The following is a 12,984-nucleotide window of genomic DNA, read 5'->3' on the forward strand; positions in this document are numbered from 1 at the left end:
TTCAACCCTCCTGCGCCAGGGCGCCGGCATCTGCGGCCTGGGTCTGGACCACGGCGCCGATGCGGACTTTTTGCCCACCCTCGACGATCACCTGGTCACCGGCCTTCAAACCGGCGGTCACCCACCACTGGTTGCCCACGGCGCGGTCAACGGTGAGCACGCGTTGCTCGACCTTGCCGTCAACCACCAGCAACACCGAGGTCACGCCGCTGGCGCTGCGGCTCACGGCTTTTTGCGGGATCAGGATCGCCTGGTCATCGCGGGCCTGCTCCAACACGCCGCGCACGTACATGCCGGGCATCAGCAAATGCTCCGGGTTGTCGAATACCGCGCGCAAGGTCACGGTGCCGGTGCCCTGGTTGACGCTGACCCCGCTGAACTTGAGGCGGCCATCGTGGTTGTAGGCGCTGCCGTCATCCAGCTTGAGGCTGATGCGGGCCTCGCCGTCACCGTTGGCCTGCAACACGCCACTAGCCAGGTCGCGCTTGAGGGCCAGCAATTCGGTGGTGGACTGGGTCACATCCACATAGATCGGGTCGAGTTGCTGCACGGTCGTGAGTGCGGTGTCCTGGTTGGCCACCACCAGCGCACCGGGTGTCACGGTAGACGTTTCGATGCGCCCCGCGACCGGCGACGTGATGCGGGTATAGGCCAGGTTGATGCGGGCGGTGTCGAGGTCGGCCTGGGCCACCTGCACGTCAGCGGCGGCGGTCAGCAGGGTGGCCTGTGAGTCCTCGTTGGTTTGCTGGCTGATGGCGTCGATCTTCACCAACTGGGCGTTACGCGCGGCGGTGGTCTGTGCCGACTTCAACGTGGCGCGCGCCTTGGCCAGGCTCGCCTGGGCCTCAGCCAGCGCCGCCTTGTACGGTGCCGCATCCAGTTTGTACAGCGCCTGCCCGGCTTTCACCTCGGCGCCTTCGACAAACAGGCGCTGTTGCACGATCCCGCCGACCTGCGGGCGAATCTCGGCGACCATAAAGGCCTGGGTACGCCCGGCCAGTTCAGTGGTCCGCACCTGGCTCTTGGGTTCCACGGTGATCACCGAGACTTTGGGGGCAGCGACTTCGGGCGCGGGGTCGCCAGCCGAGCAGCTGCCGAGCAGCACCAGAATGATGAGGGACAGGAGAACCGCGGCGGTTACCAGGTATTTGGCGAAGAATTTGGTCGACATAGTTGCCTCTGCAAGACGGGGTAGTGCAAGCCTTACCCTCATGCTGCAAGGCAAATGTGCAGGAAAATTGAAGATTGCCGACCTGGGTTGAATCTTTCGTCCGTGGGGGCCTAAATGGACGCGTCCCTTTTGTTACGGCCCCCATTCATGAAGTTGAGTATCTCCACCAAGTTGTTTGTCGCGGTGCTGGCCGGTGTGTTGCTGGTCATCCTGAGCATGGGCCTGGCCACCAGTTGGAGTTTTGGGCGGGGGTTCCTGGGCTTTATCAATGAGCAGGCAATGGAGCGCATGGCCCAGGTGGTGCCGCGCCTGGCCACGGCTTACCAACGTGAGGGCAATTGGGACTTTCTGCGCAATCGGCCGGATCGCTGGTTTGACGTCATGCGGCCCGACCCTGATGCCGCGCGTGCGTCGGATGATTTGCGGCCCCCGCTGGCCTCGGACTTGACCGGTGCACTGTTTCGCATCGCCCTCCTCGATAAAGACAAGAAACGCGTCACCGGTTACCCGGCCATTGGCGAAGATGCGCTGGTACAGCCCGTGGTGGTGAACAGTGAAACCGTCGGCTGGCTGGCCGTCACGCCATTCCAGAGCGTGACCGAAGCCGGCGGCGAACGCTTCCAGCAGTACCAACTGCGCACCAGCTTGGTGATGGGCGTGTTCTCGTTGCTGCTGGCGATGCTGATAGCCTGGTGGATCGCCCGCACACTGCTGGAGCCGGTCAAGCGCGTGGCCGCCGCCACACACCGCCTGGCCAGCGGCGACTACAGCAGTCGCGTGGCCGTGGCCTCCGACGACGAAGTCGGCCAACTGTCCCGCGACTTCAACCAATTGGCCTACACCTTGGAGCGCAACGAGAAAATGCGCCGAGAATTTATGGCCGATGTCTCCCATGAACTGCGCACCCCGCTGTCGGTACTGCGTGGCGAACTGGAGGCGATCGAGGACGGCGTGCGCAGCCTTGACCAAAGCTCAATGAAGTCGCTGCAAGGCGAAGTCAGCATGCTCAGCAAGCTGGTGGATGACCTGTATGAACTGTCGCTGGCGGACGTAGGTGCCCTGACCTACCGCAAGGCCCCATGCCTGCTGAACGACCTGCTCGAAAACAGCCTGGCGATGTACCGGGACCGCTTCACCGCCCGCCAGTTGCAGATCGACCTGGAGTTGCCGCGCCAGCCCGTGGAGTTGCTGGCGGATGCCAGTCGCTTGCAGCAATTGTTTTCCAACCTGCTGGAAAATGCCGTGCGCTACACCGACGTCAACGGCACGTTGCGCATCAGTGTCGGTGTCGACCGCGACACGGTGCGTATCGACTTTCTCGACTCCGGGCCGGGCGTGTCCGCAGACCAGTTGCCGCGCTTGTTCGAGCGGTTCTACCGCGGCGAGTCATCGCGCAACCGCGAGCATGGCGGCGCTGGCCTGGGCCTGGCAATCTGCCGCAGCATCGCCAACGCCCACGATGGCAGCCTGGTTGCCGACCACTCGCCCTATGGCGGCCTGTGGCTGATCCTGCGCCTGCCCCGGAGCCTGTGAACCATGAACGATGAACAGCCGATCCTGATCGTCGAAGACGAACCCAAACTCGCCGCCCTGATGCGGGACTACCTCGAGGCGGCCGGCTACACCACCCTGTGCCTGGACAATGGCCTGCACGTGGTGCCCGCCGTGCGCGCCCACGAACCCAGATTGGTCCTGCTCGACCTGATGCTGCCCGGCCGTGACGGCATGCAGCTGTGCCAGGACCTGCGTGGTTTCAGCGCGGTGCCGATCATCATGATCACCGCCCGCGTCGAAGAAGTGGACCGCCTGCTCGGCCTGGAACTGGGCGCCGACGATTACATCTGCAAGCCCTTCAGCCCCCGTGAAGTGGTGGCGCGGGTCAAGGCCATCCTGCGCCGCAGCCCGCAGTTGCTGGACACCAGCGCGCCACGCCTGCTGATCGACGAGGCTCGCTACCAGGCCTCGCTGGACGGCATCACGCTGGACCTCACGCCCCTTGAATTGCGCCTGCTCAACACCTTCGCCCGCGCCGCCGGCCGCGTATTTTCCCGCGACCAATTGTTGGATCACATCTATTCCGACCACCGCGTGGTGACCGACCGCACGGTGGACAGCCATATCCGCAACCTGCGGCGAAAGCTGGAACAGGTGTGCCCAGGGGAAACGCCGATTGAGTCGTTGTATGGGGTGGGGTATCGGTTTCAGTTGGCTGAAAAGCGGCCACATGCCTGAAAACACTGCGGGTTCAAATGTGGGAGGGGCGGTGCGACGATTCGACTTGCCCCGGATAGCGGTGTGTCAGTCACTAATTTAATAACTGACCCACTGCTATCGGGGGTCGGGGGCAAGCCCCCTCCCACATTTGGTGCTTGGAGGATTGGGGTTACATCGGCGTGCTGCCGATAACCCGCAACGCCAGGCCCTCGTACGCATCCAGGGTAATGGTGAACTCACCGTCCGCCGTCAGATCCCCTTCTACCCGTTCGTTGATGATGTCCACCACCATCCCCGCCGCGATACCCGGCAGGTTGAGGGTTTCGGTGATCGGCGTCGCGCCGAAGTTCAGCGCGGTGATTTGCGTGCCCTTCCCGGCCGGCAAGTCGTGAACCATGATCAGCAGCGCCGGGTTTTCCACGTCTGGCACCAGGATCTGACGGCTGGCGGCGATGTCGTAGGCGCGGCGTACGGCTAAGATTTTTTGCAGCTGCGAGGCAAATGATTCGGGGTCCAGCAACTGGCTGTTCAGGCTGCCGTACAGGCTTTTCGAGCGCGGCATCTGGCCGGCCGACAATTCTGCGTCCGGGTTCAGGTCTACCAGGTCGTAGGCGCCGCGATGAATCCAGCGGGTGTCGCCGTCCTGCATCAAGTGCTCAACGTCGTCGGCCGCCAACGGCAGCGCCCCGACCAAATCCCAGCCGGACAAGGCAAACACCCCTGGCTGCATGGCGTTGTACATCACCAGCAGTAAATGGATCTGGCGGATCTGTTCGATATCCGCAGGCGTAATCGCGTCCAGATCACGAATGCCCAGCGCCGCCGTGATGATGCTCGCCGTGGTGCAGGACACGCCATTGGTGACGAACTTAAGGTTGTACGGCGCATGCTCGCCCGTCAGGCGTTCGTACATCTGTTCGCGAATGTGCTCGCGCAGGATATTGCCGGGGAAGGTCTGGCCTTGGTAAAGGAAGCTGTCGTTGGCGTGCAGGGTCCAGAAGTGCACCAGTTCAAGGGTCAACTCGTCGTGATTCTGCAAGGCATGGATCAGCGAGCCAGGGTCGATGCCCTGACGGTGCATTTCACGCAGCATCAGGCGCAGGAACTCGGCATCGCCCATCAGCAGTGCATGCTGGTACGCGGGACGGGTGATGAAGTCATAGGACAGGTCGGCGCCGCCGTGGGACATGGAGGCGATATCGTCGACAGTGAGGTTCAGCTCCTGAAAACTGAACCCTCCCGCCTTGCGAATCGCCCCGCCGAGCAGTTGGTTGCCGGTGATCGACAGGGGATGGCTCTCCGACCAGGCCGTGCCATCGAGCTTTCGTTCCACACCAAGGAAGCCGTTGGCGTCCAGGCGCAGGATCTTGGCACCCATCACGTCGATGGCGTGCAGGGCGTCGCCGATGATCATCTGCTGCGCGGCGAAGGTCGGGTCCAGCCAGTTGAGTGACGGCTGACCTTCCTTGAAGTAATGCAGGTACACCCAGCGACGCGGCTTGCCATCCACGCCGATGACCACGGGCGTGGTGCTCCAGTCGGTTTCCTTCACGCCAGGCTCAAAGAAGATCACCCGCTGCAATTGGCCGACGATGTAGTGCTTGTCGCGCAGGGCGTCCACTTGCAGCGGGCTGAGGTTCTGCGCATCGCGGCCCTCGGCCACGTCGGGCAGCAACGGCCAGTCTTCCTCACGAATTTCCACCATGTGGTAGAGGCCGGGGTAATCCTCGTACGCCATTTCGGCCAGGCGGAAATCCGCGCCCTTGCCGGTGTGGGACGGGATCACATCGTCAATGATCACCGCGTTGTGCGCCGCCGCCATGCGCGTCAACGCCTGCAACTGCGCCTCAGTGCCCAGCTGCGGGTCGATCTCGAAGCTGATGCGGTCGAAGTTGCCGTCGATGGTCGGCGTGTGCCGTGTCCCGCTCAGGCCACCGGACTTTTTCAGCGGGCCGTTATGAATGCCTTGGATGCCGATCTTCGACAGGGTATGCCATAGGGTTTCATCCCCCAGCGCCTCCAGCACCGTACCGCCCTCACGGGTCACGATCGAGGCCGGATAGGCGGTGAACCACACCGACGAGAGGGCCGTGGCGTCCCGCGGTCGTGTCTGTGCAAAGGGCTGCTGCCACAACCGGCCCTGCCCCGAATAGAGCTTGGCGCGCTGGCGGGCCGCATGCAGCATCGATTGTTCTACCAGCCAGTTCACATGGTTGTTTTCAGCAGCGGTCATAAGCTCGGTACCTGTCGTCGTGAAACGTTACTCGTAGACATATGAGGGGTACGGAGCCCATTCGTTGCATTGCAATGGCCGTCATTACGCCGTGGATCGACAGGATCGATTCTGAACAGAGCGACCGCTCCCACAACGGATCGGCGTCGGCTATTTGACCAACCGCTTCTCCTTCGAGGGGCGATAGCCGAAATACGAGCTGTAGCACTTGCTGAAATGGCTCGGCGACACAAATCCGCACGCCACCAGCACTTCCACTTGTGACAACTCGGTGTGCTGCAACAACCGACGCGCTTCCGTCACTCGCAATTCCATGTAGTAGCGCTGCGGCGTGGTGCCCAGCTGCTCCTTGAACAACCGCTCAAGCTGGCGGCGGGAACGACCCGCGTAGACGGCGAGCTGGTCCAGTTCTAAAGGCTCTTCGAGGTTGGCGTCCATCAGCTTCACCACTTCACGCAACGGCGCGCTGACGCTGACGTTTTCAGTGGGTTTGATACGCCGGTAGCGGGACTCCTCGAACGCCAGGATGTCTTCGATACCTTCGACCAGAGCCTTGCCGTGCAGGCTCTTGATCCAGTCCAGGGCCATATGGAACGCGCCTGAAGGGCTGGAGGCGGTCAGGCGGTCGCGGTCGATCACGTAGGGTTCACTGGTGACGTCGGTGGCTTTGGACACTTCCGCCAGCGCCGGGCGGTGTTCGGGGTGGATGGCGCAACGGTAGCCCTGCAACAGCCCTGCGCGACCAAGAAACCAAGCGCCGTTCCACAACCCCGCGAGGTGCACGCCGCGCTCGCCAGCGCTGCGCAGCAGTTGGATGAAATCCTCGCCGGCCTTGAGTTCAGTGCGAAAACCGCCGCAGATCACCAGCAACTCCAAGTCATGCAGCGCAGCAGCATCAAGGCACGCATCGGGGCGGATGACCAGACCCAGGTCGCTGATCACTTCGCCGTCGCCCCAACCAAACGTCCGCGAAGCGAACAGATCGGGACGCAGCAGGTTAGCGGTGACGAAGGTGTCGAGGGTCTGAGTGAATGCCGGCAGGGAGAAGTGTTCGAGCAACAGGAAGCCGACACGGGTGACCGATGCCGGTTGCGGGGTTTCATTGAGGTAGCGCAGGTTCTTGCCTTTCATGCCGCCGCTGAATTGACGTCTTTCCATCGAGGGTTGGCCCACTGTTATTGTTGATGCCGTGGGCGCCATCTTAGGGGGAAATGCGTTGGCTGTCTCAGGCGCTGATCTTGTAAAAAGCACAGCCCCCGGAAGCCCGTGGCAGAACAGTACAAGGCCCATCTGATACGGTTTTTTCTTTGTTATCTGCGCCTGTATTGAAATGCGCTCAAGGCGGACAATACCCCCAATCCTTATTCCCTTCCCTTCGGAGGCCTTATGACCAAGATGGCGATTTTCCTGTTCGGTTTTTTAGTGCTGACCATCGGCATCGGCCTGCTGGCGACGATCTCACCGGTCTAGCGCTTAACTGGCAAACAACATCGGGTACAGCGACAGCACCAGCAACGCGGCCATGGACCAGTTGAACAGCCTCAGCCAACGCGGCTCACGCAACACATTGCGCAGGCCGCTACCACAGCCCACCCACACGCACACGCTGGGCAGGTTCACTACCGCAAACACCAACGCAATCACCAGCACGTTGGTGACGTAACCCTCGGCCGGCGTGTACGTGGTGATGGCTCCCAGCGCCATGATCCACGCCTTGGGGTTCACCCACTGAAACGCAGCGGCGCCGAGGAATGTCATGGGCTTACCGTGTTCGTCATTGCTGTCGGACATGCCGCCTGCCGTCGCAATCTTCCACGCCAGGTACAACAGGTACGCGGCGCCGACATAGCGCAATACGGTGTAGGCCCAAGGAAACACCTTGAACACTTCGCCCAATCCCAGGCCGACCGAAATCACCAGCAGCATGAAGCCGATACTGATCCCCAGCGCATGGGGCATCGAGCGGCGAAACCCGAAGTTAACCCCCGAGGCGAGCAACATGGTGTTATTGGGCCCAGGGGTGATCGAGGACACGAAAGCGAACAGCACAAAGGCTGAGAGCAGGCTGGTGGACATGAACATGAGGCAGCATCCAAACAGGGGTTGTATGCCAGCGACAGTAGTGGGTTATGGCCTCCACTGCCCCATACAGCCATGCGCGGATTGAGGCGTACACTTTTCACAAACCTTTCACAGACGACCGAATAGGGTAGACCCAGCTCCTAATGAACATCCCTTTTAGCCCGCACTCCCCATCGCGGGCTTTTCTTTGTCCGCGATTTATCCCAGGCAAAAAAAGGCAGGTCATTGTTCATGACCTGCTCTCGTTGACTAACGGTTAACGCTGACCACCACCGCCGCCAGGGCCGCCGCCTTGACCATGACCACCACCGCCATGGCCGCCGCCACCACCACCGCCCGGTGGCATAAACATCCAGCAGCCCGACAAGGTGGACAACAGTGCGACAACAACAGCCGCCTTGGTAAGGTAATTCAACTTCATGACAACGCTCTCTGCTTTACAAGGTTTGGTGTACGTAAAGTAAGACCGCTGTAAATGAAGTCCGTCACGGCTTTCGTGTAACGTCTTGGTAGGGTTTGTGTTGTAGTGGATACACGTATGAGCAATGGGTTTGAGTTAACCGGGGCGATTTAGATGATCAATATTCGTGCAGCGACTGAAGCCGATCTCGATAGCCTACGAGCATTGGGCTGCGAGACCTATCAACAGCATTTCTCGACCTTGTGGTCCCCTGATGGCATGCGGGATTTCCTGGATCAGGATTTCTCACGCGACGCGTTGAGCCGATCACTCGACCTGCCCGAGCGTCAGTCATGGCTTATCGCCTCAGATGAACGGGGCACACCCATTGGGTTTTCCAAGGTCAACTGGTCAACACCAACGCCAATCACCGGTGAGCTTGGCGCAGAACTGCAAAAAATCTATTTCCTCAAAACCGCTGCCGGACTTGGCTACGGCAAGCAACTTTTGCAGTTTATCTGCGATCAGGCAGTGCAGCGTGGAGAGCACTTACTGTGGCTGGATGTGCTCAAGAGCAATTCAAACGCCCGACGGTTTTACGAAGCGTTTGGGTTCCGGGAGATCGGTGAAATCCCATTCGATACGGATTTGGCGGAAGTCGGGATGGTTGTCATGGGCCTTGAGCTGAATCGGCACCAAACGGAGAAATAAATGGAAGACTTGATACAGGGCCTCGACGGGCCCAGAACCGCCCAGCAGGAATTGTTCTACGACCTTGAAGATGCCGCGGCTGTTATTGGATGGTCAGTCATGGAGTTGACCACCCTGGCGTCCAAAGGCAGAACGCCGGATGAGGCGGCAGCATTGATGAGAATGTGCGCGCTGCTGGCAAATCAACAGGCAAAACTAGCGGCGTATGCGGATGAGGTTAAGGGGCTGCGCATCAACCGGTCGTGAATCAACGCGGCGGGTCTGGCCGGAACACCGTCAGCGCGCCAAGCGTGACTGCAAACGCGCCGAGAAACGTCGAGGTGTAGCTGGGAATAGCCCAAAGCATCAAACAGTGAACGACCAGCAGGAACGCAGCCAAGAGGCGGATTTGCAGGTTTGAAAATCTGCTGCCGTATCGCTCAGCGGCGCTGTTGAAGTATCTGATCCATTTCATAAGAAGACTCCTGACTGAGCAAAGAATGATTCTAACCGAGTGAACGACTCCAACTTTTCACCAGACAATAAAAAACCCCGTAGACGTTAATCTACGGGGTTTTCAAGAGTGGAGGCCGAGGTCGGAATCGAACCGGCGTAGGTGGATTTGCAATCCACTGCATAACCATTTTGCTACTCGGCCTCAAACGATCAACGCCCTGGTTGCTGACATTCACCGCATAAAAACTTGAGTGGGCTACAAAGCCATGCCTCTACTCTAACTCATTGAATACATTGAAGTTTTTAATGCTTCGTTGCGTTCGATGGGCGCCATTATGTACTCATTTGCCAATGCCTGCAACCCCTTGATTTCAAAAATATTTCGCATTGGCATCAAGGGGTTGCGTGCCTGCCCTACTCCTTGATGCGCTGCGACTGGTATTGCGGGTCGGCCTTGATCTGGGCGTCGGTGAACGGCAGTGAGCGCAGTTTTTTCTCGGAGAACGCTTGGGTCTGGTCCTTGGCGTATTTCGATGCGGGGTTGCTGGACAGGGAGAACGCCAGTACGCCCTGGGCGTGTGGGCCTTGGTCGTCGAAGGTGACGATTTGCAGGTAGCTGCTGCCGCTGACTACTTCGCGCTTGCCATCGGCACGGGGCACGGTTTGCATGGCGTTGTAGATCCCCAGTTCCTGCGGGCCGCCGTGGATCGGGGTTTGGCCGGAGACTTGGACATCGCCCCATTTACTGCCGGGCTTGAGGCCGAGTTTGGCGACGTCTGCGGCAGAGGCCAGCATGGCTTCGCGCAGGGCCTTGGCGACCGCTGCACGGTCGATGGCCAGGCCGCGCGGTGTGGTCAGGGGTTGGGCCGGGTCGAAGGCAACGCGCCAGGCATCAGGGATTTGCTCCAGCTGTTCCACCAGGTTGATGAAGTGCACTAGACCCAGGCCGCTGTCGAGGTTGGCGTGCCGGTCCCAGTCTTTGAGGCTGGTGCACAGCGGCTTCAGTGCAGCCGCATCGGTGCCGAGGTGTTTGGCGCAGAACGCCAGCAAATCCGGCATGACCTGGCCGGCCAGGTACACCTCGTTGTCCATCACCATGTTTTGCAAGTCGGCAACGCTGATCGGTTGCTTATCCAGGGATTGCAGGCGCTGCAGGGCAAACCGCGCTCGCGGGCCCAGGCCGATGTTGTCCTGGCTGATCACCGGTGAGAAACCTGCCAGCGGCGCCTTGGGGTTGACCATCCAGGCCGAATCGTTGGAGTGCTGCACATAGTCAGTGCGCTCCAGTTGCGGCAGTTGGTCAGCCGGAAAGATGCCGGGCTGGGCTGAGCGTGGGTCGACGTCCCAGGCGCAGGCGCTGTGGGCGCCGTCGAGCATGATCATTTGCAGGCCGGCACGTGGATCGCTGCACTGGGCAAGCTTGGCCGCGCTGACGTTGGGCACCACCGAGAGGTTCATGTACAGGCTCTGACCCTGATCGTCGGCGGCCAGGGTATTGACCCATGGGATGCCTTGCAGGGTGTGCACCGAAGTTTGCAGCTCGTTGAGGCTGCCGGCGCGGTTCATCGCGTACCACTGTTGCAGGACGCGATCGTTGCCAAGGTTGGCGTCGCGCAAGCTGAACGCGTAATGGCTGTCCCAGTCCAGCTTGCCAGGCCATTGCACGACGGGGCCGAACTGCGAGCTATAGACCGGATGAACCACGGGTTTAACACTGCCGTCCGCTTGCTTGACCTGCACCGTCACCGGGGTTTTTTCCAGGGAGACGGACTTGCCATCGAGCATGTAGCGCGTCGAGTCCTTCGGATCCAGGGTGAGGCGGTACAAGGTGAAATGCTTGGACGTGTCGACCGTATGGGTCCATGCCACATGCTGATTAAAGCCAATGTTGACCACTGGCAAGCCCGGCAACGCGGCGCCCATCACGTCTAATTGGCCTGGAATGGTCAGGTGCATCTCATAGAAGCGCATGCCACCCACCCACGGAAAGTGCGGGTTGGCCAGCAACATCCCACGCCCATTGAACGAGCGCTCACGGCCCACAGCCACCGCGTTGCTGCCACGATCAAGGGTGAAACGCTGCTGGTTGGCCGCAGCCAATTCAAACGCCCTGGCGTTGGGCTGCACACTGGCAGTGGCTTGAGGCGGCGCCGCGCCAACCAGCGCTTCGGCGAATTGGCCGACACCGCCTTCCACCAGCAGCCTGCGGGTCAATTTCACCACGTCTTCAGCGACCAACGGGCGTACCCATGCCGCCTGGCACTGCGCGGGAGCGCCCTGCTCTTTCAAGTAACGGTTGTAGCCAGCGACGTAACCTTCGATACGGTCTTTTATCTCGGGGCTCTGGGCTGTCCAAAAGGCCGCCACCGTCTCTGGCGTATTCAGCCAGGAAAAAAACACATCACTGGCCAGATTGTTGCGCTCTTCCAGGGTTGACTGATCGGGGCCGAAAAACTTTGCCCGCTCGCCATTTACCGTGACCACCTCATTGGCCAGCAGGCACAGGTTGTCCTGGGCATAGGCATAACCAATGCCGAACCCGAGGCCACGCTCATCGTTGGCACGAATATGCGGCACCCCATAACTGGTACGGCGGATATCTGCCGATGCCTGCGCCACCTGCTCGCGCGCCGATGCGGCCAGGCTCAACCCCAGCAATAGCCCTGCCACACCCATCCTGGACAACCCGTTGGAAATAATCACGCAGACTCCACAGTCAAATTGAACACCCTCACCGGGGGCAGTTACCCCACCGTAAGAACGCACAAAACCGGGAGAAATTTAGCGACGCGGCCGCTTTATCTGAAGGACGTTGGTTGTGACAAAACCGACACTGACGAAATTTCTACATCCAACACTTCATGATTTCGCTCGCTCGTTCGTCTTATTAGTAAGAGCGCCATCATTTTCCTGATCAGGCTCTGATAAGGAGTTTTTTGCATGTACAACCCGCAAGTGCCCACGGACGGACATTCATCGGTTGCCGACGCCAACTTTGGCGGCGGCACGCAAGTGTTCGGCAAAGCGCCCGAACAGCATGGCAACCAGCGTATTCGCCACTTACTTAAGTGTTTCGGTTTGCGCACCAGCCTGATTCGGCTGAAGGTCATCGACGCGCTGCTCACAGCTGCCGACAGCCAGCGCACCCTCGGGGTGCGCGGCGTGCACAGCCACTTGCTGAACCTTGGCATCCCGCTGTCGTTTCTCAGCGTGCGCGAAGTGCTCAAGCGTCTGTGCAGCGAGGGCGTGATCACCCTCAATGCCGATAAGAGTTACAGCCTCCACGAAGAGGCTGCCAAGGTGCTCGAAGGACGCGCCTGAAGTCAGAGCTTCATGCCCATGCCTTCACGCTCAGAGCTTGACCTTGCGACGCATGACGCCGTTGATCACCACCACGATCACCGCGACGGCAATGGCGATGGTCTGGAACGTTTTCTCACTGATGACCCCGGTGTTCTGCAAGTAGGACAGGCCAAACATCGTCCCCAATACAGCCAGGGCAATCAGAAGTGAATATTTCAAACGTTGCTTTTGGGTCATGACAAGTTCCTGAACTTGAAGAGTGTATCCATTGTTTGAAGCCTTCCCTGCCAACACCGGCCCTGGGGCAGGCATAGGCCGGGCCGACAGGCGCTCATATTACAGGCGATGAAAAGCTTTGGCTCGCCCTGCGCCGGATTGACCTGCAAACGCCTTACGGCAATCTGAGCCATCACATCGAGACACAGGGCTGATTTA

General features: G+C 60.1%; 13 protein-coding genes and 1 tRNA gene. 5 read left to right on the forward strand and 9 right to left on the reverse strand.

What is annotated here, in order from left to right:
* Nucleotide 1: 1 nt before the first annotated feature.
* Nucleotides 2-1,171: an efflux RND transporter periplasmic adaptor subunit gene (locus BW43_RS21330; protein WP_032885225.1), complete on the reverse strand. Its 1,170-nt coding sequence runs from the start codon at nucleotides 1,169-1,171 to the stop codon at nucleotides 2-4.
* A 147-nt stretch (nucleotides 1,172-1,318) separates the two neighbouring features.
* On the opposite strand from BW43_RS21330, the gene baeS reads away from it, so the two are divergent.
* Together baeS and BW43_RS21320 are read left to right on the forward strand one after the other, a co-directional pair.
* A complete protein-coding gene (gene baeS / locus BW43_RS21325) occupies nucleotides 1,319-2,704 on the forward strand; it encodes a sensor histidine kinase efflux regulator BaeS (RefSeq protein WP_081797610.1) in 1,386 nt (461 codons plus the stop codon).
* Nucleotides 2,705-2,707: 3 nt separating this feature from the next.
* Nucleotides 2,708-3,403 carry a response regulator gene (locus BW43_RS21320; RefSeq protein WP_032885227.1) on the forward strand — a complete coding sequence of 232 codons (696 nt, stop codon included), beginning with the start codon at nucleotides 2,708-2,710 and terminating at the stop codon, nucleotides 3,401-3,403.
* Between the two features lie 151 nt (nucleotides 3,404-3,554).
* On the opposite strand, the gene treS is transcribed toward BW43_RS21320, so the two are convergent.
* The 4 genes from treS to BW43_RS28895 form a co-directional block, all read right to left on the reverse strand.
* Complete coding sequence (gene treS, locus BW43_RS21315) at nucleotides 3,555-5,618, reverse strand: maltose alpha-D-glucosyltransferase (protein WP_032885228.1); 2,064 nt, start codon at nucleotides 5,616-5,618, stop codon at nucleotides 3,555-3,557.
* 150 nt (nucleotides 5,619-5,768) lie between these two features.
* Nucleotides 5,769-6,749, reverse strand: a complete 981-nt coding sequence (locus tag BW43_RS21310) for a GlxA family transcriptional regulator (RefSeq protein ID WP_050442807.1) — start codon at nucleotides 6,747-6,749, stop codon at nucleotides 5,769-5,771.
* Nucleotides 6,750-7,091: 342 nt separating this feature from the next.
* Nucleotides 7,092-7,700, reverse strand: coding sequence for a LysE family translocator (locus BW43_RS21305; protein WP_032885232.1), 609 nt, complete (start codon nucleotides 7,698-7,700; stop codon nucleotides 7,092-7,094).
* 256 nt (nucleotides 7,701-7,956) lie between these two features.
* Nucleotides 7,957-8,121 carry a hypothetical protein gene (locus BW43_RS28895; protein WP_163033204.1) on the reverse strand — a complete coding sequence of 55 codons (165 nt, stop codon included), beginning with the start codon at nucleotides 8,119-8,121 and terminating at the stop codon, nucleotides 7,957-7,959.
* A 153-nt stretch (nucleotides 8,122-8,274) separates the two neighbouring features.
* Between BW43_RS28895 and BW43_RS21300 the strand changes: the two genes are divergently transcribed.
* Nucleotides 8,275-8,811, forward strand: coding sequence for a GNAT family N-acetyltransferase (locus tag BW43_RS21300; RefSeq protein WP_032885233.1), 537 nt, complete (start codon nucleotides 8,275-8,277; stop codon nucleotides 8,809-8,811).
* Nucleotides 8,812-9,057 carry a hypothetical protein gene (locus BW43_RS21295; RefSeq protein WP_032885235.1) on the forward strand — a complete coding sequence of 82 codons (246 nt, stop codon included), beginning with the start codon at nucleotides 8,812-8,814 and terminating at the stop codon, nucleotides 9,055-9,057.
* A gap of 1 nt (nucleotide 9,058) precedes the next feature.
* On the opposite strand, the gene BW43_RS21290 is transcribed toward BW43_RS21295, so the two are convergent.
* From BW43_RS21290 to BW43_RS21280, 3 genes are all read right to left on the reverse strand, one after another.
* The gene (locus tag BW43_RS21290; RefSeq protein WP_032885237.1) at nucleotides 9,059-9,265 is read right to left on the reverse strand and encodes a hypothetical protein; all 207 of its coding nucleotides are present in this window, start codon (nucleotides 9,263-9,265) and stop codon (nucleotides 9,059-9,061) included.
* 109 nt (nucleotides 9,266-9,374) lie between these two features.
* Nucleotides 9,375-9,448 (reverse strand) — tRNA-Cys (locus BW43_RS21285).
* A gap of 212 nt (nucleotides 9,449-9,660) precedes the next feature.
* Nucleotides 9,661-11,949: an acylase gene (locus BW43_RS21280; protein WP_032885239.1), complete on the reverse strand. Its 2,289-nt coding sequence runs from the start codon at nucleotides 11,947-11,949 to the stop codon at nucleotides 9,661-9,663.
* Between the two features lie 237 nt (nucleotides 11,950-12,186).
* On the opposite strand from BW43_RS21280, the gene BW43_RS21275 reads away from it, so the two are divergent.
* On the forward strand, nucleotides 12,187-12,567 hold the full coding sequence (locus BW43_RS21275) for a hypothetical protein (RefSeq protein ID WP_032885241.1): 381 nt from the start codon (nucleotides 12,187-12,189) through the stop codon (nucleotides 12,565-12,567).
* 30 nt (nucleotides 12,568-12,597) lie between these two features.
* Here BW43_RS21275 and BW43_RS21270 read toward each other — a convergent pair whose 3' ends face one another.
* Nucleotides 12,598-12,786 carry a hypothetical protein gene (locus BW43_RS21270; protein ID WP_032885243.1) on the reverse strand — a complete coding sequence of 63 codons (189 nt, stop codon included), beginning with the start codon at nucleotides 12,784-12,786 and terminating at the stop codon, nucleotides 12,598-12,600.
* Between the last annotated feature and the right edge of the window lie 198 nt (nucleotides 12,787-12,984).

It is taken from the genome of Pseudomonas sp. RIT357, from assembly GCF_000632245.1.
GTDB classification, from domain to species: Bacteria; Pseudomonadota; Gammaproteobacteria; order Pseudomonadales; family Pseudomonadaceae; genus Aquipseudomonas; species Aquipseudomonas sivasensis.

Coding starts and splice junctions, on each gene's coding strand:
- BW43_RS21330 (WP_032885225.1), bottom strand. CDS start 1,171: ATGTCGACCAAATTCTTCGCCAAATACCTGGTAACCGCCGCGGTTCTC.
- baeS (WP_081797610.1), top strand. CDS start 1,319: ATGAAGTTGAGTATCTCCACCAAGTTGTTTGTCGCGGTGCTGGCCGGT.
- BW43_RS21320 (WP_032885227.1), top strand. CDS start 2,708: ATGAACGATGAACAGCCGATCCTGATCGTCGAAGACGAACCCAAACTC.
- treS (WP_032885228.1), bottom strand. CDS start 5,618: ATGACCGCTGCTGAAAACAACCATGTGAACTGGCTGGTAGAACAATCG.
- BW43_RS21310 (WP_050442807.1), bottom strand. CDS start 6,749: ATGAAAGGCAAGAACCTGCGCTACCTCAATGAAACCCCGCAACCGGCA.
- BW43_RS21305 (WP_032885232.1), bottom strand. CDS start 7,700: ATGTTCATGTCCACCAGCCTGCTCTCAGCCTTTGTGCTGTTCGCTTTC.
- BW43_RS28895 (WP_163033204.1), bottom strand. CDS start 8,121: ATGAAGTTGAATTACCTTACCAAGGCGGCTGTTGTTGTCGCACTGTTG.
- BW43_RS21300 (WP_032885233.1), top strand. CDS start 8,275: ATGATCAATATTCGTGCAGCGACTGAAGCCGATCTCGATAGCCTACGA.
- BW43_RS21295 (WP_032885235.1), top strand. CDS start 8,812: ATGGAAGACTTGATACAGGGCCTCGACGGGCCCAGAACCGCCCAGCAG.
- BW43_RS21290 (WP_032885237.1), bottom strand. CDS start 9,265: ATGAAATGGATCAGATACTTCAACAGCGCCGCTGAGCGATACGGCAGC.
- BW43_RS21275 (WP_032885241.1), top strand. CDS start 12,187: ATGTACAACCCGCAAGTGCCCACGGACGGACATTCATCGGTTGCCGAC.
- BW43_RS21270 (WP_032885243.1), bottom strand. CDS start 12,786: ATGACCCAAAAGCAACGTTTGAAATATTCACTTCTGATTGCCCTGGCT.